Source organism: Rhodoferax sp. LS1P39, from assembly GCF_056521425.1.
Genome location: NZ_JBWMAV010000012.1, coordinates 1 through 24497 on the forward strand (window position 1 = coordinate 1; position 24497 = coordinate 24497).

Annotated in this window: 22 protein-coding genes; 17 read left to right on the forward strand and 5 right to left on the reverse strand. The window is 66.1% G+C overall.

Annotated elements, in window-relative coordinates:
- From AC097O_RS17475 to AC097O_RS17500, 6 genes are all read left to right on the forward strand, one after another.
- Positions 1-1339, forward strand: a 1339-nt coding sequence (locus AC097O_RS17475) for a response regulator (protein WP_479594178.1), incomplete at its 5' end; no start/stop codon positions are given.
- A 13-nt stretch (positions 1340-1352) separates the two neighbouring features.
- Complete coding sequence (locus AC097O_RS17480; RefSeq protein WP_479594179.1) at positions 1353-1847, forward strand: C40 family peptidase; 495 nt, start codon at positions 1353-1355, stop codon at positions 1845-1847.
- A gap of 61 nt (positions 1848-1908) precedes the next feature.
- The gene (locus tag AC097O_RS17485) at positions 1909-3213 is read left to right on the forward strand and encodes an efflux RND transporter periplasmic adaptor subunit (protein ID WP_479594180.1); all 1305 of its coding nucleotides are present in this window, start codon (positions 1909-1911) and stop codon (positions 3211-3213) included.
- The gene (locus tag AC097O_RS17490; RefSeq protein ID WP_479594181.1) at positions 3213-4097 is read left to right on the forward strand and encodes a glycosyltransferase; all 885 of its coding nucleotides are present in this window, start codon (positions 3213-3215) and stop codon (positions 4095-4097) included. Before AC097O_RS17485 ends, AC097O_RS17490 begins: the two co-directional genes overlap by 1 nt.
- Positions 4097-6064, forward strand: a complete 1968-nt coding sequence (locus AC097O_RS17495; RefSeq protein WP_479594182.1) for an ABC transporter permease — start codon at positions 4097-4099, stop codon at positions 6062-6064. Before AC097O_RS17490 ends, AC097O_RS17495 begins: the two co-directional genes overlap by 1 nt.
- Before the next feature lie 56 nt (positions 6065-6120).
- The gene (locus AC097O_RS17500; protein WP_479594183.1) at positions 6121-7650 is read left to right on the forward strand and encodes a trypsin-like serine peptidase; all 1530 of its coding nucleotides are present in this window, start codon (positions 6121-6123) and stop codon (positions 7648-7650) included.
- 70 nt (positions 7651-7720) lie between these two features.
- Here the strand turns inward: AC097O_RS17500 and AC097O_RS17505 are convergent, their stop codons facing one another.
- Positions 7721-8599 (reverse strand): MurR/RpiR family transcriptional regulator, encoded by an 879-nt coding sequence (locus tag AC097O_RS17505; protein WP_479594184.1) that lies wholly within the window; start codon positions 8597-8599, stop codon positions 7721-7723.
- A gap of 108 nt (positions 8600-8707) precedes the next feature.
- On the opposite strand from AC097O_RS17505, the gene AC097O_RS17510 reads away from it, so the two are divergent.
- The 6 genes from AC097O_RS17510 to AC097O_RS17535 all read left to right on the forward strand — a co-directional run bounded on the left by AC097O_RS17510 (position 8708) and on the right by AC097O_RS17535 (position 14131).
- On the forward strand, positions 8708-10042 hold the full coding sequence (locus AC097O_RS17510) for an aspartate aminotransferase family protein (protein WP_479594185.1): 1335 nt from the start codon (positions 8708-8710) through the stop codon (positions 10040-10042).
- A 25-nt stretch (positions 10043-10067) separates the two neighbouring features.
- The gene (locus tag AC097O_RS17515) at positions 10068-10967 is read left to right on the forward strand and encodes an amino acid ABC transporter substrate-binding protein (RefSeq protein WP_479594186.1); all 900 of its coding nucleotides are present in this window, start codon (positions 10068-10070) and stop codon (positions 10965-10967) included.
- Positions 10968-10969: 2 nt separating this feature from the next.
- Complete coding sequence (locus tag AC097O_RS17520; protein ID WP_479594187.1) at positions 10970-11623, forward strand: aspartate/glutamate racemase family protein; 654 nt, start codon at positions 10970-10972, stop codon at positions 11621-11623.
- Positions 11624-11654: 31 nt separating this feature from the next.
- Positions 11655-12479 (forward strand): undecaprenyl-diphosphate phosphatase, encoded by an 825-nt coding sequence (locus AC097O_RS17525; protein ID WP_479594188.1) that lies wholly within the window; start codon positions 11655-11657, stop codon positions 12477-12479.
- A 2-nt stretch (positions 12480-12481) separates the two neighbouring features.
- Positions 12482-13132 (forward strand): HAD family hydrolase, encoded by a 651-nt coding sequence (locus AC097O_RS17530; protein WP_479594189.1) that lies wholly within the window; start codon positions 12482-12484, stop codon positions 13130-13132.
- A gap of 111 nt (positions 13133-13243) precedes the next feature.
- A complete protein-coding gene (locus AC097O_RS17535; RefSeq protein WP_479594190.1) occupies positions 13244-14131 on the forward strand; it encodes a hypothetical protein in 888 nt (295 codons plus the stop codon).
- A 22-nt stretch (positions 14132-14153) separates the two neighbouring features.
- On the opposite strand, the gene AC097O_RS17540 is transcribed toward AC097O_RS17535, so the two are convergent.
- The 3 genes from AC097O_RS17540 to mutS are packed head-to-tail and all read right to left on the reverse strand — an operon-like array spanning position 14154 to position 18451.
- Positions 14154-14957, reverse strand: coding sequence for an alpha/beta hydrolase (locus AC097O_RS17540; protein WP_479594191.1), 804 nt, complete (start codon positions 14955-14957; stop codon positions 14154-14156).
- A 54-nt stretch (positions 14958-15011) separates the two neighbouring features.
- Positions 15012-15839, reverse strand: coding sequence for a proteasome-type protease (locus AC097O_RS17545; RefSeq protein ID WP_479594192.1), 828 nt, complete (start codon positions 15837-15839; stop codon positions 15012-15014).
- 29 nt (positions 15840-15868) lie between these two features.
- The gene (gene mutS, locus AC097O_RS17550) at positions 15869-18451 is read right to left on the reverse strand and encodes a DNA mismatch repair protein MutS (protein WP_479594310.1); all 2583 of its coding nucleotides are present in this window, start codon (positions 18449-18451) and stop codon (positions 15869-15871) included.
- A gap of 317 nt (positions 18452-18768) precedes the next feature.
- Here mutS and AC097O_RS17555 point away from each other — a divergent pair, with 317 nt between their 5' ends.
- A complete protein-coding gene (locus tag AC097O_RS17555) occupies positions 18769-19239 on the forward strand; it encodes a helix-turn-helix domain-containing protein (RefSeq protein ID WP_479594193.1) in 471 nt (156 codons plus the stop codon).
- A gap of 3 nt (positions 19240-19242) precedes the next feature.
- Positions 19243-20511, forward strand: coding sequence for a type II toxin-antitoxin system HipA family toxin (locus AC097O_RS17560; RefSeq protein WP_479594194.1), 1269 nt, complete (start codon positions 19243-19245; stop codon positions 20509-20511).
- Here the strand turns inward: AC097O_RS17560 and AC097O_RS17565 are convergent.
- Positions 20508-21416, reverse strand: coding sequence for a LysR substrate-binding domain-containing protein (locus AC097O_RS17565; protein ID WP_479594195.1), 909 nt, complete (start codon positions 21414-21416; stop codon positions 20508-20510). The two genes, AC097O_RS17560 and AC097O_RS17565, sit on opposite strands and share 4 nt — an antisense overlap.
- Positions 21417-21621: 205 nt before the next feature.
- Between AC097O_RS17565 and AC097O_RS17570 the strand changes: the two genes are divergently transcribed.
- The 3 genes from AC097O_RS17570 (at position 21622) to AC097O_RS17580 (ending at position 24497) form a co-directional block, all read left to right on the forward strand.
- Positions 21622-22812, forward strand: a complete 1191-nt coding sequence (locus tag AC097O_RS17570; RefSeq protein WP_479594196.1) for an acyl-CoA dehydrogenase — start codon at positions 21622-21624, stop codon at positions 22810-22812.
- A 121-nt stretch (positions 22813-22933) separates the two neighbouring features.
- Positions 22934-24178, forward strand: a complete 1245-nt coding sequence (locus AC097O_RS17575; protein WP_479594197.1) for a CaiB/BaiF CoA transferase family protein — start codon at positions 22934-22936, stop codon at positions 24176-24178.
- A gap of 46 nt (positions 24179-24224) precedes the next feature.
- Positions 24225-24497: an antitoxin gene (locus AC097O_RS17580; RefSeq protein WP_479594198.1), complete on the forward strand. Its 273-nt coding sequence runs from the start codon at positions 24225-24227 to the stop codon at positions 24495-24497.

Consider the following 24497-nt stretch of genomic DNA (forward strand, 5'->3'; position numbering starts at 1 on the left):
CGGCCTCACGCCCGAGCAGCAAGGCAAGCTGTTCAACGCCTTTACCCAGGCCGACTCGTCCACCTCGCGGCGCTTTGGCGGCACCGGGCTGGGGCTGACCATCTGCAAAACCCTGGTCCATTTGATGGGCGGCAGCATTGGGGTGCACAGCACCGCCGGGGAGGGCAGCACGTTTTACTTCACCATCAACACCACTCCCTCGCAGGCACCCAGCCGCGCGCTGGCCGCGCCGGGCCCGGCCAGCGACCCGGCGCAGGGTCTGGTGGGCGTGCGGGTGCTGCTGGTGGAAGACAATGAAGTCAACCAGGAACTGGCGCTGGACCTGCTCACCGGTGTAGGCATGGTGGTGGAGGTGGCCAACAACGGTCAGGAAGCGGTAGACCGTGTCGGCAACGCCGCATTCGACCTGGTGTTGATGGACTGTCAGATGCCGGTGATGGACGGCTTTACCGCCACCCGTCTGCTGCGCCAGGACCCGCGTTGGGCCCAGCTGCCCATCATCGCCATGACCGCCAACGCCATGAGTGGCGACCGCGAGAAGGTGTTGGCCGTGGGCATGAACGACCACATCGGCAAACCGCTGGATGTGGCCGCGATGTTCGCCACCATCGCCCGCTGGGTGACACCTAAGAGCCCAGCCAGGGCCGCGGTCGCGCCGCCACGCGTGCTTCCCGGGGCCGCCGATCCCACGCAAAGGTTCCAGGGCCTGGACCGCGTGCCCGGCCTGGACTGGGCCGCCGGGTTGCGCGTGGCCGGTGGCAAGGCCGATCTGTACGCCCGCCTGCTGCTGCGGTTTGCCGCCACGCAGCGCGACTTCAGCGCCCAGTTCGACCGCTTGCGCGCTGACCTGACCAGCCCGGCCCAGCAGGAGGCCCTGGTGCGCCATGTCCACACCCTGAAGGGATTGGCGGGCAATATCGGCGCGCAGGACTTGCAGCAGACGGCCCACAGCCTGGAGCTGGCGTGCGCCGCGCCGCGGGTCCCGGCGGCAGAAATGCAGTTGTTGTGTGACGCGGTGGATGCCTGCTTGTGTGCGGTGGTGGCGGGTATAGATGGCTGGGAACAGACAGCACACACGGCGCAGATGGCACCCACTGCCGCTGCTGCAACCCGTACTGTCGTGCCGCCCGATGTGCCCCCCTTGCTGGCCGAACTGGAGCAACTGGTGCAAGACAGCGATGCCCAGGCGTTGGACGAGGCAGAGCGCTGTGCCACACTGCTGGCGGGCACACCCTGGCACCCCGCCATGGCTCCCTTGCTGGCCGACCTGCAAAATTTCGATTTCGATGCCGCTGCCAAGGCCCTGGACCGGTTCAAATCGGTCCTCGCCGAGGCTTGACCACGTTGACAGAATGCCTATCCTGCGCCCTTTCACTGCCGCCTTGCTTGTTGTACTGCTTGCCCTGGCAGGCTGCTCCACTGCGCCGCCGTCTCGCCCATCCGTGACAGCGCCCCTGGGGCCGTCCCGGCTGTCGGTGGACGAAGCCAACGATGTCACCCTGCGTGCCATCAGCCTGGTCGGCACGCCCTACCGCTTTGGTGGCAACACGCCCGCGTCGGGCTTTGACTGCAGCGGCCTGATCGGCTTTGTGTACCAGACCCAGGCGGGCCTGGCCGCTCCGCGCACCGTGGCCTCCCTGGTGAACTGGGGCCAGGCCGTGCCGCTGGATGCCGTGCGCACCGGCGACCTGGTGGTGTTCGCCCCGCGCGGCACCGCCACCCATGCGGGCATCTACGTGGGCGAGGGCCGGTTTGTGCACGCGCCGTCCTCGGGCGGGGTGGTGCGGCTGGACCTGCTGGCATCGGCGTACTGGGCGAAACAGCCGGTGTCGTTTCGGCGGCCCTGAACTGGGCAAACGGGTAACCCCACAGGGCATTCTGTAACCGCCCGTTCCTACAATCGCCCCCATGCGAAAAATGAAGCGATGGATGTGGGGAGTGGTGGCCGTGGGTGGGCTGGGCTTGGGCGTGTGGTGGTGGGCCCACAACCGGGCGGCAGACCCGCCTGTGTACCGCACCGGCACGCTGGTGCGTGGCCCGCTGCTGGCCACGGTGGCGGCCAGCGGGGCGGTGAACCCGGTGACCCAGGTGTCGGTGGGCACCCAGGTGTCGGGCCAAATCAAGGAGCTGTACGCCGACTTCAATGACGAGGTCAAGGCCGGGCAGCTCATCGCCATGCTGGACCCGGAAACCTTCGAGTACCGCGTGCGCTCGGCCCAGGCCGATGTGGACGCGGCCCGCGCCGCTGTGCTCACCGCCCAGGCCAACGTGGCGGCTAGCCGCGCGGCCATCTCCAAAGCCCAGGTCGACTTGGCCGAGGCCCAGCGCGATTTCGAGCGCAAGCGCGACCTGGCTGAGAAACAGTTCATCGCCCAAAGCGAGGTGGACCGCATCCGCGCCCTGGTCAATACCAGCGGCGAACTGCTCAAGCTGGCGCAGGCGCAGCTCAGCGTGACCGAGGCGCAAACCAAGACCGTGCAGGCCAACGTGGCGCAGCGCGAGGCGGTGCTGGGCCAGGCCCGCATCGACCTGGGCCGCACCCGCATCACCTCGCCAGTCAACGGCATCGTCATCAAGCGGGCCATCGAACGTGGCCAGACGGTGGCGGCCAGTTTGCAGTCGCCCGAGCTGTTTGTGATTGCGCAAAACCTGCGCGACATGCAGGTGGATGCCAGCATCGACGAGAGCGACGTGGGCCGCATCCAGCTGGGGCAAAAAGCCAACTTCACGGTGGATGCCTTCCCCGGCCAGACCTTCGAGGGCGAGGTGCGCCAGGTACGCAAGGCCGCGCTGAACGTGGCCAATGTGGTCACCTACGTGGCGGTGGTGCGTTTTGCCAATGCCGATGGCCGCCTGCTGCCGGGCATGACGGCCAATGTGCGTATCGTCACCGACACCCGCCAGGACGTGCTCAAGGTGCCCAACGCCGCCTTGCGCATGCGCATTGCAGATGCTACAAATATCGTAGCTGCTCCCGCCGGTGTTAATTGCGCTAGCGGCACTATTTCCTCCAATGCCGCACGGCGTGGCCGGATCTACCTGCTGGATGCGGTGGGCCAACCCGTGGCCACCCCTGTCTGCCTGGGCATCACCGACGGCAGCAGCACCGAGCTGCTCAGCCCTGATGCAAGCTTGAAGGACGGTACGGCGGTGGTCACCGGCAACCCATTGGCCGGGGCACCCCGCGCCAGCGCCCCCAAGCTGCCGTTCTGATGTCTAAGGTTCAATGCTCCATCGCGGTGTTTGCCCATAACGAGGCCCCGCGCATCGCCGCCACCTTGCGCAGCATCGAGGCCGCCACCCAGGGCATGGCGGTGGAGGTGGTGGTGCTGGCCAATGGCTGCCAGGACGGTACCGCGCAGGTGGTGCGCGATCTGGCCGCGGCACGGCCCCACCTGAGGGTGGTTGAGATTGCGCTGGCCGACAAGGCCAACGCCTGGAACACCTACGTGCATGCCATCGCCACCACGCCAACCCTGCATGTATTTGTAGATGGCGACGTGCAGGTCGCCCCCGGTGCCCTGCGGGCGCTGGCCCAGCGGTTGGAGCAGGTGCCTGAGGCCCATGCCGTGGGCGGCTTGCCCACCACCGGTCGCGACCGCGAGGGCTGGAGCCAGCGCATGCTGAGCCAGGGCACGCTGGCGGGCGGGCTGTACGCGCTGCGGGGCAGCTTTGTGCAGACCCTGCGCCAGCGCGGCATCCGCCTGCCGCAAGGCCTGATCGGCGAGGACTGGCTGGTGTCGCTGTGGGCAGGCCGCGACCTGCAGCCCATTGCCATGGCGGTGGAGGGCAGCGACTACGTGGTGTTTGCGCCGGAGGCCGGGTTTGCGTTCCGCTCGCTCAGCCCCTTGCGGCTGCAGGACTACCGCACCTACCTGCGCCGCCTGTGGCGCTATGCCCAGCGCGGTGTGCAGTATGAAATGGTCTGGCAATGGCTGCGCCTGCGCCTGCCGGAGTCTTTGCCACCGGACGTGCATACCCTGTACGCCCAGGCCCCCACGCCTTCGCGCCTGCTGTGGACCGGCTCGGCCTGGGGCTCGCTGCTGCGCTGCCTGGCGGTGAAAAAGGTGCGTCGGGTGCGCAGGGGGAAACTTTGATGCCCGTAGTGAACGCCCAGGCGCTGGGTAAAAGCTACGCCATGGGCGGCGATGTGGTGCACGCCCTGCGCGGTGTGTCGCTGGAGATTGCCGACGGTGAGTTCGTGGCCATCATGGGCACCTCGGGCTCGGGCAAGTCCACGCTGATGAACATCCTGGGTTGCCTGGACACGCCCAGCAGCGGCCGCTACACCCTGGCGGGCGAGGCGGTGCAAGGCCTGGATGCCGATGCCCTGGCCCAGGTGCGCAACCGGCGCATCGGTTTTGTGTTCCAGCAGTTCAACCTGCTGCCGCGCGCCAGTGCGCTGGAGAACGTGGAGCTGCCCCTGGTCTATGCCGGGGTGGCGGCAGAGCAGCGCCGGGCCCGTGCCAGCGCCGCCTTGCAGCGCGTGGGTTTGGGCGACCGTATGGACCACACGCCTGCCGAGCTGTCGGGCGGGCAGCAGCAGCGGGTGGCGATTGCGCGTGCCCTGGTGAACCAGCCGCAGCTCATCCTGGCGGATGAGCCCACCGGCGCGCTGGACAGCCAGACCTCCGAGGAGGTGATGCAGTTGCTGGCCGACCTGAACGCCCAGGGCATCACCGTGGTGCTGGTGACGCACGAGGCAGATATTGCGGCCTGGGCGCGGCGCAAGATCGTGTTTAAAGATGGGCAAATTGTGGAGGATTCGGGGACGGCCCCCACCCCGGCCCTCCCCCGGGAGGGGAGGGGGGAAAGCAAGAGCCATGCGCGCATGAACGGTATCGCCGCGCTGCGCAGTGCCTGGGGGGCGCTGGCATCGAACGCGCTGCGCAGCCTGCTGACCATGCTGGGCATCATCATCGGCGTGGCGGCGGTCATCACCATGGTGGCAGTGGGGCGCGGTGCCACCGACAGGGTGCAGGAGCAGATGAAGGGCCTGGGCTCCAACATCATGCTGGTGCTGCCCGGTGGGGCTACGGCGGCGGGCGTGCGCCAGGGCGCGCAGACCCGCAGCCGCCTCACCGAAGAAGATGCCACCGCCATCCAGGTCGAGGTGCCCGAGGTGCAGGTGGCCGCGCCGTCCTCGCGCACCACCGCCCAGGTTGTGGCCAACAACGCCAACTGGAGCACCACCATCTTTGGCACCAACAACGACTACCTGGAAGCCCGCGAATGGCCGCTGGTGGCGGGCCGGGCGTTTGAAGAAGCCGAGCTGCAGGGCTCGGCCAAGGTGGCGCTGATCGGCAGCACCGTGGCGCAAGAGCTGTTTGGCGATGCCGACCCCATCGACCAGACGGTGCGGGTGCGCACCGTGCCGGTGAAAATCGTTGGCGTGCTGGCCCGCAAGGGGCAAAACTCCATGGGCCAGGACCAGGACGACGTGTTGGTGCTGCCCATCTCCACCTTCCGCAACCGGCTGCAGGGCGGCTCGCCGGGCAATGTGAAGCGGGTCTGGGCCATCAATGTGAAGGTGCGTGAAGGCCAGAGCATGCAGGTGGCCGAGGAAAACATTCGCGAGCTGCTGCGCCAGCGCTTCAAGGTCGAGGCCAGCGCCGACGACACCTTCACCCTGCGCAACCTGAGCGAGATTCTGGAGGCGCAAGAGCAGTCCAGCCGCACCATGACCCTGCTGCTGGCCGCGGTGGCGGGCATCAGCCTGCTGATTGGCGGCATTGGCATCATGAACATCATGCTGGTCAGCGTGACCGAACGCACCCGCGAAATCGGCCTGCGCATGGCGGTGGGCGCGCGGGGGCGCGATATCCTGGCGCAGTTTCTGGTCGAGGCCGTTACTTTGAGCCTGCTGGGGGGCGCGGCAGGCGTGCTGCTGGGGGCGCTGGCCACCTGGGCGGTAGGCCAGTGGGCGGGCTGGCAAGTGAGTATGACGCTGGCATCGATTGCGCTGGCCGTGGGGTTTTCGGCGGCGGTGGGCGTGTTTTTTGGTTTTTACCCGGCGCGGCGGGCATCGCAGTTACAGCCTATTACGGCATTGCGGTACGCGTGATACCGCTTTGCGGTGTGCCTGGCGATTACAGTCGATTTCAATTCAAGGAGATAGCTATGGGACGCACATGGAACAGGCTGGGCCTGCTGGCAGCGGCGGGGGTGGTGGCCGGTTGCGGCGGTGGCAGCGGTGGTGGGGACAGTGGCGGCGGCGGTGGTGCCGCGGTCTGTCCGGCGGTCAGCACCGTGACGGCCAAGTCTGCCGTGGTGGACACGCCGGCCCAGGCCGCTTCGCTGCGCCAGACGGCGGGCACGGCGGCTTCGGCTCTGCAGCCGCGCGCGGCGCAGACGGTGCTGGCCCGCGCCATCGCCCTGGGCGATGTTGCCCAGGCCAAGGTGGCGGCGGTCAAACCCCTGCTGGCGCAGAAGGGCGTGCCCCAGCAGATCGGCTTGCCGCGCGATGTGGCAGCCACCGGCACGCTGGCCGCTACCAGCGCCTTGTTGCAATGGCAGGCCACGGCGGCGGGTGGCAAGGTGGCGGCCATCAGCATCCATTCCGGCCTGGCCGTGGGTGTGCGCCTGGGCGTGCTGGTGAAGAGCCTGCCGGCTTCGGCCACGCTGCGGGTTTACGCCCAAGGCGCGGGCACTGCCTACACCATTCCCGCGCAGGACGTGCTGGCCACCCTGGCGCGCAACCGTGCGGCGGGCGACACCAGCGATGCCGCGCGCACCTATTGGGCCCCGGTGGTGGACGGCACCGAGGCCACGCTGGAGATCGAGCTGCCCGCGCAGGTGCCTACCGCCAGTGTGGAAATCGCCATTCCCAGCGTGTCGCACCTGTTCAGCAGCCCCCTGGTGGATGCCAAGGCGGGCGGTACGGCCAAGGCGGCGGTCGGCAGTTGCGAGATCGATACGGCTTGCGAACCCAGCTACGCTTCTGAGAGCAACGCCGTGGCCCGCATGAGCTTTGTCGAAAACGGCTTTTCCTACCTGTGTACCGGCACGCTGCTCAACGATGCCACCGGCAGCGGCACGCCGTATTTTCTGGGGGCCAACCACTGCATTTCAACCCAGGTGGCGGCTTCGACGCTGGAAACCTGGTGGTTCTACCGCGCCAGCAGCTGCGGCGGCGCGGTGGGCGACACCAACGCCACCACCCGCATCGGCGGTGCCACCTTGCTCTACAACAGCACCAGCACCGACACCGCTTTCATGCGCCTGGCCGACACGCCACCCACCGGGGCGGTGTTTGCGGGCTGGTCGGTGGCCCCCCCGGTGCTGGGCGATGCCGCCGCCAGCCTGCACTTTCCGCAGGGCAGCTGGCAGTCCATCAGTACCGGCGTGATCAACTCGTTCCTGCGCTGCACGCCGCTCACCCCGACCTCGCTGGACTTCAGTTGCACCACCTCCAACCAGGCCAACAGCAATTTCGTCAACACCCTGTTCACCCGTGGCTCCACCGAAGAGGGCAGCAGCGGTGCCCCGCTGTTTACCACCATCGGCGGTAGCCGTTACCTGGTGGGCCAGTTGTACGGCGGCAGCTCCAGTTGCAGCAACCCGTCGGGCACCAACGCCTATGGCCGGTTCGACGTGGCCTACAACGCACGCTTGCGCCAGTGGCTGGCACCATCCAGCAACTGCCCCTGAGTGTTTGCTATGGAATAAGGAGCTGCTCGTGCCTGTTAAATAAGCGCTGGCAGCTGTTTTTGCTCAAATTTCAAATGGACCGCGTTGGGGGTTTTTGCAGGTAGGCACCAGAGGTGAAAAGCTGGTTTTCTGCCGCCTCGATGCGCTCTACCACCGCGCTGCCCGACTGGGTCACCACCAGCTCCAGCAGCGCCTCCACCAGGGCCATACCGGCAGCGGTGGACGGAAAAAACGACGGGCTGTGCACCGAGAACAGCAGCGTCTCATCCGCCAGCAGCGACAGCGGCGAAGCCGTGCTGTCGGTGATGGCCACCAGCTTGCAGCCGCGCTGGCGGGCCGCCTGCGCCACCACCTCGGCCTCGCGCGAGTAGGGCGCAAAACCCACCACCAGCACGGTATGCACCGGCTGCAGGGCGCGTAACTGCATCTCCAGCCCGCCCGCATGGCCGTCCAGCAACTGCACGGACGGGCGGAACAGCCGCAGCCCGTAGGCCAGATGGAAAGCCAGCGCATAGCTGGCCCGAAAGCCCGCCACATGCAGCTGCGGTGCGCCCACCAACAGCGCAGCGGCCCGGCCCAGGGCTTCGCCGTTGTGGTTTTTGGTGAATTGCAGGTTCTGCGCCTGTACCGCAAACAGCTCGTCCAGTAGCGCCGTATCTCCTCCCGATTGGCTGCCGCGCGCGATCAGGCTTTGGGCGCGCTGGCCGTACTGCTCGGGCGCCAGGCCCAGCTCCAGCGCAAACGCCTCCTTGAGCTGCGGCCAGCCCGCAAAACCCAGCGTCTGCGCAAAGCGCACCAGCGTGGCCGGAGGCACCTCGGCCCGCACGGCAATGCTGCGCATCGACACGGTGACGATTTCGTTTGGGTGGTCCAGCGCGTACTTGCCTGCGCGCTGCAGGCCGGGGCTGAGGGAGGGGAAGCGGTCTCGGACCAGGTCGCTGGCGTTCATGGAACAGATGTTACGTGCATTATTTTATGGATCATATGTTGCATTAAATTTTAATTTTGGTATATTTGTTCCAAATTCTGCGTAACTGCAACATCCGAGCCATTTGCCATGACCCATGTTTTCCACCGCCATCTCCACCACACCCCGCCCGTCGCCGTATCGGCCCAGGGCATGCACATCCGCGACGCGGCGGGGCGCAAATACCTCGATGCATCGGGTGGCGCAGCGGTGTCCTGCCTGGGCCACGGCCACCCCGACGTGTTGGCGGCCATGCACGCGCAGATCGACCAGTTGGCCTACGCCCACACCAGCTTTTTCACCAGCCAGGTGGCCGAGGAACTGGCCGACCACCTGGTGCAGCACGCGCCCGAGGGCATGGACCAGGTGTACCTGGTCAGCGGCGGCTCGGAGGCGGTGGAGTCGGCGCTGAAGATGGCGCGGCAGTACTTTGTGGAGATCGGCCAGCCCCGGCGCAGCCACTTCATCGCCCGCCGCCAGAGCTACCACGGCAACACCCTGGGCGCGCTGGCCGTGGGCGGCAACGCCTGGCGGCGCGCGCCGTTTGCACCGCTGCTGGTGCCCGCCACCCACGTCGCGCCCTGTTACCCGTACCGCGAGATGGCCGAGGGCGAAACTCCCGCCGCCTACGGCCTGCGCCTGGCGGCCGAGCTGGAAGCCGCCATCCTGGCCCAGGGGCCGGACACGGTGATCGCCTTTGTGGCCGAAACCGTGGGTGGTGCCACCGCCGGGGTGCTGCCCCCCGTGCCCGGCTATTTCCAGGCCGTGCGCGCCGTATGCGACAAATACGGCGTGCTGCTGATCCTGGACGAGGTGATGTGCGGCATGGGCCGCACCGGCACCCTCTACGCCTGCGAGCAAGAGGGTGTGGTGCCGGATTTGCTCACCATCGCCAAGGGCCTGGGCGGTGGCTACCAGCCTATCGGTGCGGTGCTGGTGCAGCGCAAGATCACCCAGGCCATGGGGCAGGGCAGCGGCTTTTTCCAGCACGGCCACACCTACCTGGGCCACCCGGTCGCCTGCGCGGCGGCGCTGGCGGTGCAGCAGGTGATCCAGCGCGATGGTTTGCTACACAAAGTGCAGCGCGATGCGCCCGTGCTATCAGCGCTGCTGCATAAAAACATGGGCCAAAGTCCCTGGGTGGGCGACATCCGTGGCCGGGGCTTCTTCTGGGGCATCGAGCTGGTGGCCGACCGGGCCCGCAAGACCCCGTTCGACCCCCGCCACAAGCTGCATGCCCGCATCAAAAAGGAGGCCATGGCGCGCGGCCTGCTGTGCTACCCCATGGGCGGCACGGTGGACGGCCAGGCGGGCGACCACGTGCTGCTGGCGCCGCCCTTCATCGCCACGCATGCCGATCTGGCCGAGATCGCCAGCACTTTAGCCACCGCCATCGATGCGGCGGTGGCCAGTCTTCCCCGTTAACCGTTCTTCCCACTTAGGAGTTTTCATGCCACATTGCGTCCCCTCACGCCTGATTTCTGCCGTCCTGCTGCTCTGCACTGGCCTGCCCGCCCTGGCCCAGGAGGCCACCGACACGATCAAGAAGGTCAAAGACACGGGGGCCATTACCCTGGGCCACCGCGAGGCCTCGTTCGGCTTCTCGTATGTGGATGGTGGCGCCAAGCCTTTGGGTTACAGCATCGATATCTGCATGAGGATCGTGGACGCGATCAAGGCCGAGGCCAAACTGCAGAACCTGGAGGTCCGCTGGCAGCCGGTGACATCCAGCAACCGCATCCCGCTGGTGGCCAATGGCACGGTGGACATCGAATGCGGCAGCACCACCAATCTGGTGGAGCGGCAAAAGCAGGTGGCGTTTTCGCCCGACATCTTTCGCTACAACGTGCGCATGGCGGTGAAGACCGACGCAGGCATCAAGAGCATTACCGACCTGCAGGGCAAGACGGTGGTAACCACGGCGGGCACCACCTCGTTTCGCCTGCTCAAAGAGGCCGACAGGGCCAAGAACCTGGACATCACCAACATCGGTGCCAAAGACCATTCCGAGTCGTTCTTGATGCTGGACACGGGCCGCGCCGCTGCCTTTGTGCTGGACGATATCCTGCTGGCCGGGCAGATCGCCAATGCCAAGAACCCGAAAGACTTTGCCATCGTGGGCGAGTCGCTGCGCACCGAAAACCAGTCGCTCATGTACCGCAAGGACGACCCGCAGCTCAAAGCGCTGGTAGACCGCGTGGTGGGAGGCATGATGAAGTCGGGCGAGATGGAAAAGCTCTACGCCAAGTGGTTCATGTCGCCGATTCCGCCCAAGAACGCCAACATCAACTACCCGCTGAACGCCGAGACGCGCGACGCGTTTGCCAACCCGTCCTCCAAAGGCATCTGAGCATGCGCATCGCGCTTATCCACGCCCTGGCCCATTCGGTCTCCCCCATCAACCAGGCCTTTGCCGAGCTGTGGCCCGAGGCGCGGTTGATGAATCTGCTCGACGACAGCCTGTCGGCTGACCTGGCGCGCAGCGGCCAGGGGCTGGATGCCGCCATGCACCAGCGCTTTGCCCGGCTGGCGCAGTACGCGGTGGACACCGGGGCCGACGGGATTTTGTTCACCTGCTCGGCCTTCGGGCCCTGCATCGAGGCGGTGGCTCGGGCGCATCCGCAGATGCCGGTGCTCAAACCCAACGAGGCGATGGTGGCCGAGGCATCAGAAACTGGAGGAGCGGGCGGTACGCTGGGCCTGATCGCCAGCTTTGGGCCGACGCTGCAGTCCATGCCCGCCGAATTTCCGCCTGGCCAGCGGCTGGAGCTGGCGTTGGCCGAGGGCGCGCTGGAGGCCTTGAACCAGGGCGACGGTGCCCGACATGACGCGCTGGTGGCCGCGCAGGCCCGGGTGCTGCAAGCCCGGGGCTGCGACCGTATCGCCCTGGCCCAGTTCAGCATGGCCCGGGCCAGGGTGGCCTGCGTGGCGGCTACGGGTTTGCCGGTGTTGACAAGCGTGGACAGTGCGGTCCGTGCTTTACGAAGGCGGTGGGCCACCCAGTGATAATCGCGCCATCTAATTTTTGGGAGTGCGTGTGGATACCATTTTGCTGATCAAGGCCGCCATCATGGGCATCGTCGAGGGGCTGACCGAGTTCTTGCCGGTGTCCAGCACCGGGCATTTGATTCTGGCGGGCGCGCTGCTCGGCATGGACGATGCCAAAGGCAAGGTCTTTGACATCGCCATCCAGACCGGGGCCATCCTGGCGGTGGTGATGGTGTACTGGCAAAAAATCCGCGACACCGTGCTGGCCCTGCCCACCCAGCCCAACGCCCGCCGCCTGGCGCTGAACGTGCTGATCGGCTTTCTGCCCGCCGTGGTGCTGGGCCTGCTGTTTGGCAAGGTCATCAAGGAGCACCTGTTCACCCCGGTGGTGGTGGCCAGCACCTTCATCATCGGCGGTTTCATCATTTTGTGGGCCGAAAACCGCGCACCCTCGGCCACCCGCGTGCACAACGTGGACGACATGACCACGCTGGACGCGCTCAAGGTCGGCCTGGTGCAGTGCTTTGCCATGGTTCCCGGCACCAGCCGCAGCGGCTCCACCATCATCGGCGGCATGCTGATGGGCCTGTCGCGCACAGCCGCCACCGATTTTTCGTTTTTTTTGGCCATCCCCACGCTGGTGGGGGCTGGGGCCTACAGCCTGTACAAGGAGCGCGCGCTGCTGTCGATGGCCGACGCGCCCATGTTCGCCGTGGGTTTGCTGTTCTCGTTCCTCAGCGCCTGGCTGTGCGTGCGCTGGCTGCTGCGCTACATCTCCACCCACAATTTCGTGCCCTTCGCCTGGTACCGCATTGCCTTCGGCATCGTGGTGCTGGCCACCGCCTGGAGCGGCATGGTGGTGTGGGCGGACTAACCATGCCCATCCACGCCGTCATTTTTGATGCCGATGGCACGCTGGTCGACAGCGAAGAGCCGGGCATGGACGTGTTGCACGCGCTGGCCGTCGCCCACGGCGTGCAGGTCACCCGCGACGAAGCGCACCAGCGGTTTCGGGGTGCGCGCATGGCCGATTGCATTGGCTGGATCACGGCCCAGTTGCCCGCCCAGGCACCGGGCTTTGAAGCCGCCCTGACGGCCCAGGTGCGCCAGCAGTCTGAAGTCCGCTTTCGCCAGGGCCTGCAGCCGCTGCCGGGCGCACTGGCACTGCTGCAAAGCCTGCAAGTCCCGTTTTGCGTCGCCACCAACGGCCCGCGCGAAAAAGTCGAGCTGACCCTGGGCCTGACGGGCTTGCGTCCTCTGCTGGGTGAACGCATTTTTTGTGCCTACGAGGTCGGCCATTTCAAGCCCGACCCCGGCTTGTTCCTGCATGCCGCCCAGGCCCTGGGAGTGGCACCGGCCCACTGCGCGGTGGTGGAAGACAGCCTGCCCGGCCTGCTGGCGGGGCTGGCGGCGGGCATGCAGGTGTTCAGCCTGCACCCGCAAGAGGGTCTGGCGGTGGACGTGGCCGAGCAGGTGACGTTTATTGCGGGTTTGGCGGATCTGGGGCCGTTGCTGGCGCGGAGTTGAACGTCCACTCCTTCATTTAGGGGATGTGGCAATGCAGGGATTGGATTGAAATTGGACTGCACCCGCTGTGGCGGTGTGGTGTGTCCTATTCAATTTCAACCAGGAGTTGCCATGAAAACCGCTTTGCTTACAGGCTGCGTGCTGGGGTTGGGCTTGCTCACCGGGTGCGCGAGCATGCGTGACAGCACGGTATCCAAGTTTGGTCCGGGGGGCTTGGTCACCCAGCCCATCGAAAAAGTAGATTTAATTACCTTGGTCAGTAACGGGGCATCCGCGCCAGAGCTTGTGGCGGACAAGGACTTTCCCGACCGGTTTGACCGGGCGTTGGCGGATTTGCGCAAGAAGCCCAAGGACGCAGAAATGCTGTCCAAGGAGGACATCAAGTACCTGCGCAACCGCATCCAGGACCGCCTCATCATGGTGTCCAACGACCTCTGCGAGGAGTACAAAACCGTGCTCAAGCGCAAACAGTCGAACGCCAATTTTTTCTATGGTCTGACATCCGTGCTGGCCGGCGCTGCAGGCAGCGTGGCCTCCGGGGCGCGGGCGGCGGGCAACTGGGCGGCGCTGTCCGGGGTTTCCAGTGGTGTGCGGGCCGAACACAACCAGGACTATTACGCCGACATGGCTGCCCATGTGATCACCAAAGGCATCGTCCAGAAGCGCCGGGTTATTGCCGATGCCTTGCAATGCGCCCGCAAGCGGGAGGAGGCCGACTACACCATTGAACGGGCGATTGCTGATACGGTGGTCTACCACGGGGCCTGCAGTTTGGTGGGAGGGCTTGAAAGCATTGACCATGTGATGTCTACGCTGAACGTCAATGTTGGCACCGATGCGTTGTCGGCCAACCAGTTTTACCGTCCCTACCTGTTGCAGCGGGATAAAGACCTGGGTTTTGTCACCAAGGACATAAAGCCGGATGCTGCGCCTGGCGGCGGTGGGGCCGTAACCACCAGCGGGCATACCGAAGTGCAAAAATGCGCCGACGGCTCATAAGTGGCGGCCCGCAATGTCCCTGTCAGCCCGCCATATTGCGTAGCGCCGCCTCGATCGCCGCCGCCGTGGCCAGCGGCTTTTCCATCGGGAACAGGTGGCTGCCGTCCAGCATCATGGTGCGGCCCTTGGTGATTTTGGTGGTCAGGCCCATGCCGATCTGGCGCATCTCGGCCGAATGCGTGCCGCCGATGAAGGCCACCGGGCATTTCAAGGGGCGGCGGCGCAGCAGGCCTTCGAGGTTGTCGGGGAAGCTGTTGTAGATGGCGGTTTCCACCGCGCGGTCGAAGCCCAATACCCGCTGGCCGTCCTCGTCGCGGGTACCAAAACGGATGTAGTCCTGCAGCACCTGGGGCTCCCAGCGGGCAAAGGCCTTTTTGCCTTGGAAGTGGGCCAGGGCTGCGTCCTGGTCGGCCCAGTGCTGGCGGCGGGTTCGGCTGATCTTGCCGGGCGACACCACTTCAACCATCTTGGCCCGCTTGAAGGCCCCCAGCGTAGTGGCGCGCCAGCCGCCGACGATGGGCGCATCCAGCAGCAGCACGCCACGCGCCAGCTCCGGGTGCCGGGCAGCCACCATCAGGCTCAGGAAGCCGCCCAGCGAATGCCCGACCAGAAACGCCGGAGCACCCTGGCGCGCCACCGCGCCACGCGCAAAGTCGGCCAGCTGTTGCACCAGGTGCGGCCAGTTGTTGGTGACGGGGTACTGCGGGTCGTGCCCGAGCTGGTCGAGGGCCTCTACCGCAAAGCCGCGGGTGCGCAGGCTGGCCAGCAGGACGCTGTAGGTGGCGGTGGGGAAGCTGTTGGCGTGGGCGAAGACGATGGGCGGCATGGCCTGCATTCTGTGACTTTTGCCCGCCACAGAGAGTCGCCCACGCGCGCCGCCTTAAATCAAACGTTCTTGCGGCGTGGTGATCTTGCGCAGTGGCTTGCCCCGGGCCGACTCGACCATCAGCGGGATATCGGTCTGCTCGCCTTTCCACATCGGGTCTTCGATGCTGTCGAACACCTCGCGCAGCTTTTTGCCCCAGCTGCCGTGCAGCATCTTCATGTAAGGGTTGTTCTCGTCGATGCAGACCACCTTGTCGGTCTGGAAGCTGTCGGCCTCGTACACCACCAGGTCCAGCGGCAGGCCGACGGACAGGTTGGATTTGAGGGTGGAGTCCATGGACACCAGCGCGCACTTGGCGGCCTCGTCCAGCGGGGTGGTGGGGGTGATCACGCGGTCCAGCACGGGCTTGCCGTACTTGGATTCGCCCACCTGGAAGTACGGGGTTTCGGGCGTGGCTTCGATGAAGTTACCGGCCGAATACACCTGGAACAGGCGCATGCCTTCACCGGCAATCTGGCCGCCAAAGATCATCGACACATTGAATTCCACGCCGGCCTGGCGCAGCGAGGCCGCATCGCGGTCATACACGTGGCGCACGGCGGAGCCCAGCACGCGGGCCGCGTCGAACATGCTTTTGGCGTTCCAGATGGTGATGGGGTCGCTGTCCTCGGTTTCCTTGACCTGCTCCACCTGCAGGATCTCGCGGATCGACTGAGAAATGCTCAGGTTGCCCGCCGACAACAGCACCATGAATCGGTCTTGCGGCTTCTCGTAGACGATCATCTTGCGGAAGGTGCTGATCTGGTCCAGCCCGGCGTTGGTACGCGAATCGGACAGGAAAACCAGCCCGGCATTGAGTTTGATGGCGACGCAGTAGGTCATGGTGGTATGGGTAAGAAGCTGAAATGGGGTTAGGCCGATGCGCCCAGGCTGAGTTTCTTCAGGCTGTACAAGGCCTCCAGCGCTTCGCGTGGAGACAGGGCATCCGGCTGGATGGCGGCTAGCGCTGATTCTAAAGGGCTGGGTCCGTCGTCAGGTTTCTGGGGCGGCGGCGCAAACAAATCCACCTGCGCCTGGTGGCCCAGGGCGTGCTCTTCCAGGGCGGCCAGGGTGTGGCGGGCGTGGTTGAGCACCGCGGCGGGCATGCCGGCTAGGCGGGCTACCTGGATGCCGTAGCTGCGGCTGGCCGGGCCGGGCTGCAGCTCGTGCAGAAACACGATGTCGCGGCCCGACTCTGCCGCGCTCACGTGCATGTTGACGGCACCATGGTGTTGGGCCGGGAATTCGGTGAGTTCGAAATAGTGGGTGGCAAACAGGCAGAAGGCCTGGGTTTTGTCGTGCAGGTGCGCCGCAATGCCACTGGCCAGCGCCAGGCCGTCGAAGGTGGAGGTACCGCGACCAATCTCGTCCATCAGCACCAGGCTGTGGGCGGTGGCGCTGTGCAGAATCTGCGCGGCTTCTGTCATCTCCACCATGAAGGTGGATTGCGCATTGGCCAGGTCGTCCGCTGCGCCGATGCGGGTGTGGATGGCATCGATAGGCCCCAGGCGGCAAGCGGTGGCGGGCACATAACTGCCCATGCTGGCCAGCAGCACGATGGTGGCCACTTGGCGCATATAGGTCGATTTACCGCCCATGTTGGGGCCGGTGATGATCTGCATGCGCTGGCGGTGGCCCAGGGCGGTGTGGTTGGCGATGAAGCTGGCGTTGCTGGTCTCGGCCAGGCGGGCTTCCACCACCGGGTGGCGGCCGCCCTGGATGGCGATGCAGGGCTCTTTCACAAACACCGGGGCGCACCAGTTCAGCGTGAGCGATCTCTCGGCCAGGGTGCACAGCACGTCCAGTGCGGCCAGGGCGTAGGCCAGTTGGCTCAAACGCGGCACAAAGGCCTGCAGGGCATCCAGCACCTGCTCGAACAGCCATTTCTCGCGGGCCAGCGCGCGCTCCTGGGCGCTCAGGGCCTTGTCTTCAAATGCTTTGAGCTCGGGGGTGATGAAGCGCTCGGCATTCTTCAGGGTCTGGCGGCGGCGGTAGTCGGCGGGCACCTTGTCGATCTGGCCCTGGGTGACTTCGATGTAGAAGCCGTGCACCTTGTTGAACTGCACCCGCAGGTTGGCAATACCGGTGCGGGCTTTTTCGCGGGTTTCCAGGTCGAGCAAGAACGCGTCGCAGTTGGTCTGGATGTCGCGTAGCTCGTCCAGCTCGGCATCGAAGCCGCGGTTGATCACGCCGCCGTCGCGCACCAGGGCGGCGGGCTCGTCCAGGATGGCGCTTTGCAGCAGGGCGGCACAGCCAACGGGGGGCTGCAGTGCCGCAGAAATCTGGGTCAAAAGTGCCGCTTGTGCTGGTATGAAGGGCATGAGCAGCTCTGCTTTTTGTAGCGTGTACTGCAAGGCCACCAGTTCGCGCGGGCGCACTTGGCGCAGCGCGATGCGGGCGCTGATGCGTTCCACGTCGCCGCTGCCCTTGAGCTGCTCGCGCAGGCGCTGGCCGTGGCCACCCTCGCGCAGGGTGGCGATGGCCTGCAGGCGCAGAGTCGCTTCGCTGCGGTCGCGCTGGGGTTCCAGCAGCCAGCGCTTCAGGGCGCGGCTGCCCATGCTGGTGCTGCAGGTATCGAGCAGGGAGAACAGGGTGGGCTTGTCCTCGCCGCGCAGGGTTTGGGTCAGCTCCAGGTTGCGCCGGGTGGAGAGCGGCAGGTGGATGCTGGCATCGCCTTTTTGCACGCGGATGGTTTGCACGTGCGACAGGGCGCGGCCCTGGGTGTGCTCGGCAAAGGTCAGCAGGGCGGCTGCTGCTGCGTGGGCCTGGGGCAGGTCGTCGGCCTGCCAGGCGGCCAGGGTGGCGGCGTGCAGTTGCTCCAGCAGCTTGCGCTGGCCCAGGGCGGCATCGAACTGCCAGGCCGGGCGGGCGGTGGTGGACAAGGCCACGCCGGGCGCGGTGGCGCGCTTCAGGGCCTGGATGCGCTGCTCCAGGCTGGTGCTGGCATCGGCACTGTGCAGCAGCTCGCTGGGGGCGATGCGGGTGACCCAGGCTTCCAGCTCGTCGCTGGGGCACTCGGCCAGGTGGATTTCGGCCCGCGTCACGCTCAGCCAGGCCAGACCGCAGGTATTGCGCGGCCCCTGGTGGATGGCCAGCAGCACGGATTCGGTCTTGTCGGAGAGCAGCTCGGCATCGGTGAGCGTGCCGGGCGTCACCACCCGCACCACCTTGCGCTCCACCGGCCCCTTGCCCGTGACCTCGCCCACCTGTTCGCAAATCGCCACCGACTCGCCCAGCTTGATCAGCTTGGCCAGGTAGCCCTCCAGCGCATGGAAGGGCACCCCGCACATGGGAATCGGCACGCCCGCCGTGTGACCGCGCTTGGTCAGGGTGATGTCGAGCAGGGCGGTGGCCTTTTCGGCATCGCTGAAAAACAGCTCGTAGAAGTCGCCCATGCGGTAGAAAACCAGCGTGTCGGGGTGCTCGGCCTTGATGGCCAGGTACTGGGCCATCATGGGCGTGTGGGCGGCAGCGGGCGCGTCGTTAGGCAGAGCGGTGGACGGGGGAAGGGCTTTGGCGCTCAAGATCGTGGTTCCAGGGGGGCGAAGAGGGGCGAAGTGGTGCGGGTGGGGGCCGATTATCGGCGACGGTGGGGTTTGGGCCATCGGCCTGGGTGTGGCGATCAGCGCTTTCCATTGGAAAGTAACGCGCTTCAAGGTGCTAATATTTCTCTTTTTTTTGATGAAAAAAGCTAAAATATTGACTGTATAGGTTAACTACAAGTGCTAATAATTTAGCTATTTAAAGTATAAAAACATAAAATAACGGCACTATGGCCAAAAAAACTGCCCCTTTGCTTCCGTCCACCGACGCACTGCTGTGCCAATTCGGCGACCGGTTGCGCCTTGCGCGGCAGCGGCGGCGGCTGTCTGCCAAGCAGGTAGCAGAGCGCGCGGGGATGTCGCCTATGACCCTGCGCAGCCTGGAGCGCGGCGGCTCGGGCGTGACGATGGGGGCCTACCTGGCCGTGATGCAAGTCCTCGGTATCGAGAGCGACCTGGGCCTGTTGGGCGCACCAGACCCCCAGGGGCGGGAGTTGCAGGATGCGCGTTTGACCCGCAGGAAGGCACCACCTGCCGAGCCCACCGTACGACGCATGCCCGCCGCTGATACCGTGCCGCAGCAGGAGGTCAGCGGCGGCAAAAGCTGGCGAGAGCAGGGCGGTTTTAGCGACTCCGAAGCGCTGGCGGGCTTGATTCAGAGTCCAGAACCCGTGCCCCAGAAACCCCACAAGGCGCGTTAAGCCATGGCCGCCATCGCTGTCTATGCCGACTGGGACGGCCTACCCGCGCCGCTGCGTTTGGGTGTGCTGCATGCCCAGCGCGGCGCAGGCCGGGAGATTTTTGAGTTCGCATACGACGCGCTAGCACTGGCCCACCCCGCCGTGCGCAACCTGCAGCTCGATCCCCGGCTGGGCCTGTTCACGGGCCGGCAGCATCCACCCCAGGGCCATGAAACCTTCGGCGTTTTTGCCGATGCCAGCCCCGACCGCTGGGGCCGCCTGCTGATGCGCCGCCGCCTGGAGCGCGAGCAGCGGGCAGGGCGGGTGGGCAAGGCGGTGCGGCTGCACGCATCCGACTACCTTCTGGGGGTGCACGATGCCTTCCGCGTGGGCGCGCTGCGGTTTCGGCCTGGCGACGCAGGGGACTTTCTGGATAACCGGCACGGTGTGGCAGCACCTCCGTTCATCCAATTGCGCGAGTTGGAGGCCGCCAGCCTGGCGCTAGAGCGCGACGAAGACAACACCGCCGCCGCAGGCGACGACTGGCTGCGCATGTTGATTGCGCCCGGTGGTTCGCTTGGCGGTGCACGGCCCAAAGCCAGTGTGGTCGATCCGGACGGGCACCTGTGGATCGCCAAATTTCCCAGTGTGCGCGACGGGCACGACGTAGGTGCCTGGGAGATGGTGGTGCACACCCTGGCGCGCGGCTGTGGGCTGCGCGTGCCCGACAGCCTGGCGCGCCGCTTCGCCAACCCGCACCATACGTTTTTGGTGCAGCGCTTCGACCGCACGCTCGCCGGTCGGCGGCTGCACTTTGCGTCCGCGATGACGCTCACCGGCCACCAGGACGGCGAGGATGCATCGACTGGCGTGGGCTATCTGGAACTGGCCCGCGTGCTGATCGACCATGGCGCGCACACCGATACCGATCTGCAAGAGTTGTGGTCGCGCATCGTGTTCAATGTGCTGGTGTCCAACAGCGACGACCATCTGCGCAACCACGGCTTCATCCTGGTGCCCGGCAAGGGTTGGCGCTTGTCCGAAGCGTACGACATGAACCCCGTGCCCGCATCCCACGGCCTGAAGCTCAACATCAGCGAAGCCGACAACGCGCTGGACCTCGACCTGGTCCGTTCCGTGGCCCCGTACTTTCGTGTGGATGCGAAAACGGCCCAGGCCACCATCGCCCGCAGCCAGGCGGTGGTGCGGCAGTGGCCCAAGGTGGCGGCGCAGCTGGGTATTGCGGCCCGCGAGCAAGAGCGCATGGCCGCCGCGTTTGCGTTGGCGGACTAGCCCACCGCCTGCTGCATCCACCCCACAAACGCCTCCACCAACACCCGGTTCTCCGTACGCTCCGGCAGCACACAGTAATAGGCCCGGTCATGCGCCCCGCCAGTCGGCAGCGGCTGCGCGCAGGCCAGCACCAGCTCGCCGCGTGCCAGTTCGGCTTCGACCAGCAGGCGCGGCACCAGGCCCAGGCCCAGGCCGCAGGTGGCGGCGGCAGCGGTCATGGAGAACAGCTCGTAGCGCGGGCCGCGCCGGGCCAGGGGGGCGGGCACGCCCATGGCATCGAACCATTCGCGCCAGCCGTCGGGGCGGGTGCTTTGCTGCAGCAGGGGGAGTTCGGCGATGGCTTCTGCGGTGAAGGCGGTTGCGCCTTTCAAAAGTGCCGGGCTGCACACCGGCACCATGTCCTCGCCCAGCAGGCGCACCGCGCGAGTGCCTGCCCACTGGGCCACCTGCTCGGCCGTGCTGCTGTACAGGGCGGCATCAAACGGCGTGTCGGCAAATAGGAAGGGGCGGGTGCGGGTTTCGAGGTGCACCGTGGTGTCGGGGTGCAGGGCGGTCCAGGCGGGCAGACGCGGGATCAGCCAGCGGGTGGCAAAGGTGGGCACCGAGGCCAGGTGCAGCGTGCCGCCGCTGCCCTGGTGCGACATGGCATCCAGCGTGTCCTGCTCCAGGCCGCTGAGACGCACGGCCACCTGCTGCGCGTACTCGGCCCCCTGGGGGGTGAGCGCCACGCCATAGCGGGTGCGGCGAAACAGCGGCACGCCCACAAAGGCCTCCAGCGCGGTGATCTGGCGCGACACCGCCCCCTGGCTCAGCGCCAGCTCCTGGGCGGCCCGGGTATAGCTTTCGTGGCGGGCGGCGGCATCGAGGCAGGCCAGGGCCTGGAGGGAGGGGATTTTGCGGCGCATAGTGTGAGAAATATACACAATAAGCCTCTGGATGTCTGATTTATCCATAGCTGCTAGCGCTGATTAAATAAGCGGTAGCGCCTGAAATTTTCTAAACCTTGAGAATTTAAAGTATCTTGAAAATGCATAACTGGTTGCAAACAAATCGTTTGCCCCCGCGCCCCGGCGGGCACTACCATGGCGGCTATTCCCCAGGAGACACCCCATGGCCCACGCCGCATTCCAATGGCAAGACCCGTTCTTGCTCGACCAGCAACTCAGCGATGACGAACGCATGGTGCGTGACGCATCGGCGGCCTACTGCCAAGACCGGCTGCTGCCCCGCGTGCTGCAGGCTTTCCGCACCGAGAGCACCGACCCGGCCATCTTCCGCGAGATGGGCGAGCTGGGCCTGCTGGGCCCCACCATCCCCGAGCAGTACGGCGGCCCCGGCCTGAACTACGTGGCCTACGGCCTGATCGCCCGCGAAGTGGAGCGCGTGGACTCGGGCTACCGCTCGATGATGAGCGTGCAAAGCTCGCTGGTGATGGTGCCGATTTTTGAATTCGGCACCGAAGCCCAGCGGCAAAAATACCTGCCCCAACTGGCCACCGGCGCGTGGATTGGCTGTTTCGGCCTGACCGAGCCCGACCACGGCTCCGACCCCGGCTCCATGGCCACCCGCGCCCACAAGGTGGCGGGCGGCTACCAGCTGCGCGGCTCCAAGATGTGGATTTCCAACAGCCCGATCGCCGACGTGTTCGTGGTCTGGGCCAAAGAGGTGGACGCGGCGGGCAACGTCGGCCCCATCCGCGGCTTCATCCTGGAAAAAGGCATGGCCGGCCTGAGCGCCCCCGCCATCCACGGCAAGGTGGGCCTGCGCGCCAGCATCACCGGCGAGATCGTGATGGACGGCGTGTTCTGCCCCGAAGACAACGCCTTCCCGGAGGTGCAGGGTCTGAAAGGCCCGTTCACCTGCCTCAACAGCGCCCGCTACGGCATCGCCTGGGGCGCGCTGGGGGCGGCCGAAGACTGCTGGTTCCGCGCCCGCCAGTACACGCTGGACCGCAAGCAGTTTGGCCGCCCGCTGGCCGCCAACCAGCTCATCCAGAAAAAGCTGGCCGACATGCAGACCGACATCGCCCTGGGCCTGCAAGGCTGCCTGCGCCTGGGCCGCATGAAGGACGAGGGCACGGCCTCGGTGGAGCTGACCTCGCTGCTCAAGCGCAACTCCTGCGGCAAGTCGCTGGACATCGCCCGGCTGGCGCGCGACATGATGGGCGGCAACGGCATCTCTGACGAGTTTGGCGTGGCGCGCCACTTGGTGAACCTGGAGGTGGTCAACACCTACGAGGGCACGCACGACATCCACGCGCTGATTTTGGGCCGCGCCCAGACCGGCATTGCGGCGTTTTAGGAACACCCCCAGGCTTTTTCACTGCGTGTAAACGCCAACCCCCTTGCAGGGGGCAACGCTGGCGGCCCGGCAGAGCCGGTTCCGCGGCGTTCTTGAATGAAACCAAAGGCATCTGACCACCATGGCTCTCGAAAAATCCGCTTCCGCGCTATCGCATCTCAAGGTGCTGGACCTGTCCCGCGTGCTGGCTGGGCCGTGGTGTACCCAAATGCTGGCCGACCTGGGGGCCGACGTGGTCAAGGTCGAGCGCCCGGTGGTGGGCGACGACACCCGCCACTGGGGCCCGCCGTTCCTGCAAGACGCGGACGGCAATGACACCGACCAGGCCACCTATTTCACCGCCTGCAACCGCAACAAGCGCTCCACCACCATCGACATGGCCCAGGCCGAAGGCCAGGCACTGATCCGCCAGATGGCGGCGACCAGCGATGTGCTGGTAGAGAACTTCAAGGTCGGCGGCCTGGCGCACTACGGGCTGGACTACGCCAGCCTGCAGGCCATCAACCCGCGCTTGATTTATTGCTCGGTTACCGGCTTTGGCCAGACCGGGCCGTACGCCGAGCGCGCGGGCTACGACCTGATGGTGCAGGCCATGAGCGGCCTGATGTCCATCACCGGCACGGCAGACGCAGGGCCGCAGCGGGTGGGCGTGGCCGTGATCGACCTGTTTACCGGGGTCTACGCCTGTAGCGCCATCCTGGCCGCCATCGAGTCGCGCCGCCGCACCGGCCTGGGCCAGCACATCGACATGGCCTTGCTCGACGTGGGCATGGCCATGCTGGCCAACCAGGCCGCCGGATTCCTGAACACCGGCAAAGTGCCCCAGCGCCTGGGTAACACCCACCCCAGCCTGGTGCCCTACCAAGACCTGCCCACGGCAGACGGCGCCATGCTGCTGGCCATCGGCAACGACGGCCAGTTCGCCCGCTTCTGCGCCGCCGCCGAGCACCCCGAATGGGCCACTGACCCGCGCTATGCCACCAACACCCTGCGGGTGCAGCACCGCGCCGAGTTGACGAACGCGCTGGAGGCCGTCACCCGCACGCGCAGCACCGCGCAGTGGATCAGCTTGCTGGAGGACAAAGCCGTGCCCTGCGGCCCCATCAACACCATGGACCAGGCCTTTGCCGATGCCCAGGTGCAGGCCCGAGGTTTGAAGGTAAATCAGCCTCTAGCGCCCATAGGACAAGCGCAAGCAGCTATTGAAAGCATAGTAAGCGTAGCCAGCCCCTTGCGCCTGACCGCCACGCCGCCGGTGCTGCACCGCCCGCCGCCGGGCTTGGGGGAGCACACGGACGAGGTGTTGGCGGGGCTGGGCTTGGATGCGGCGGCGATTGCGGCGCTGCGGGCGGGTGGGGTGGTGTAGGGTTTGTATATCCTGTATATACTTCGGTTTTACAGGAGGAAATCCCATGCTGACACGCGTGTTCAAAAGCGGCAATTCGCTGGCCGTGCGCATCCCCAAAGAGCTGGGTTTTGTCGATGGCGCGCAAGACGTAGAGGTGGAGCGCGTGGGCAACACCCTGGTGCTGCGGCTGGTCGCGCAGGAAACCATCGGGGACCTGGGCGACATCCTGGCGGCATTTCCCAAGAGCTTCATGGCCGAGGGGCGGGAATTCCATGAGCAAGCCGAACGCGACTGGAGCGGCTTTGGCCGGATGGCTGGTGACAAAAAGCCAGACTGA

Coding starts and splice junctions, on each gene's coding strand:
- AC097O_RS17555 (WP_479594193.1), top strand. CDS start 18,769: ATGGCCAAAAAAACTGCCCCTTTGCTTCCGTCCACCGACGCACTGCTG.
- AC097O_RS17510 (WP_479594185.1), top strand. CDS start 8,708: ATGACCCATGTTTTCCACCGCCATCTCCACCACACCCCGCCCGTCGCC.
- AC097O_RS17575 (WP_479594197.1), top strand. CDS start 22,934: ATGGCTCTCGAAAAATCCGCTTCCGCGCTATCGCATCTCAAGGTGCTG.
- AC097O_RS17515 (WP_479594186.1), top strand. CDS start 10,068: ATGCCACATTGCGTCCCCTCACGCCTGATTTCTGCCGTCCTGCTGCTC.
- AC097O_RS17485 (WP_479594180.1), top strand. CDS start 1,909: ATGCGAAAAATGAAGCGATGGATGTGGGGAGTGGTGGCCGTGGGTGGG.
- AC097O_RS17520 (WP_479594187.1), top strand. CDS start 10,970: ATGCGCATCGCGCTTATCCACGCCCTGGCCCATTCGGTCTCCCCCATC.
- AC097O_RS17490 (WP_479594181.1), top strand. CDS start 3,213: ATGTCTAAGGTTCAATGCTCCATCGCGGTGTTTGCCCATAACGAGGCC.
- AC097O_RS17495 (WP_479594182.1), top strand. CDS start 4,097: ATGCCCGTAGTGAACGCCCAGGCGCTGGGTAAAAGCTACGCCATGGGC.
- AC097O_RS17540 (WP_479594191.1), bottom strand. CDS start 14,957: ATGCCGCCCATCGTCTTCGCCCACGCCAACAGCTTCCCCACCGCCACC.
- AC097O_RS17530 (WP_479594189.1), top strand. CDS start 12,482: ATGCCCATCCACGCCGTCATTTTTGATGCCGATGGCACGCTGGTCGAC.
- AC097O_RS17505 (WP_479594184.1), bottom strand. CDS start 8,599: ATGAACGCCAGCGACCTGGTCCGAGACCGCTTCCCCTCCCTCAGCCCC.
- AC097O_RS17560 (WP_479594194.1), top strand. CDS start 19,243: ATGGCCGCCATCGCTGTCTATGCCGACTGGGACGGCCTACCCGCGCCG.
- AC097O_RS17535 (WP_479594190.1), top strand. CDS start 13,244: ATGAAAACCGCTTTGCTTACAGGCTGCGTGCTGGGGTTGGGCTTGCTC.
- mutS (WP_479594310.1), bottom strand. CDS start 18,451: ATGATGGCCCAGTACCTGGCCATCAAGGCCGAGCACCCCGACACGCTG.
- AC097O_RS17500 (WP_479594183.1), top strand. CDS start 6,121: ATGGGACGCACATGGAACAGGCTGGGCCTGCTGGCAGCGGCGGGGGTG.
- AC097O_RS17480 (WP_479594179.1), top strand. CDS start 1,353: ATGCCTATCCTGCGCCCTTTCACTGCCGCCTTGCTTGTTGTACTGCTT.
- AC097O_RS17545 (WP_479594192.1), bottom strand. CDS start 15,839: ATGACCTACTGCGTCGCCATCAAACTCAATGCCGGGCTGGTTTTCCTG.
- AC097O_RS17570 (WP_479594196.1), top strand. CDS start 21,622: ATGGCCCACGCCGCATTCCAATGGCAAGACCCGTTCTTGCTCGACCAG.
- AC097O_RS17580 (WP_479594198.1), top strand. CDS start 24,225: ATGCTGACACGCGTGTTCAAAAGCGGCAATTCGCTGGCCGTGCGCATC.
- AC097O_RS17565 (WP_479594195.1), bottom strand. CDS start 21,416: ATGCGCCGCAAAATCCCCTCCCTCCAGGCCCTGGCCTGCCTCGATGCC.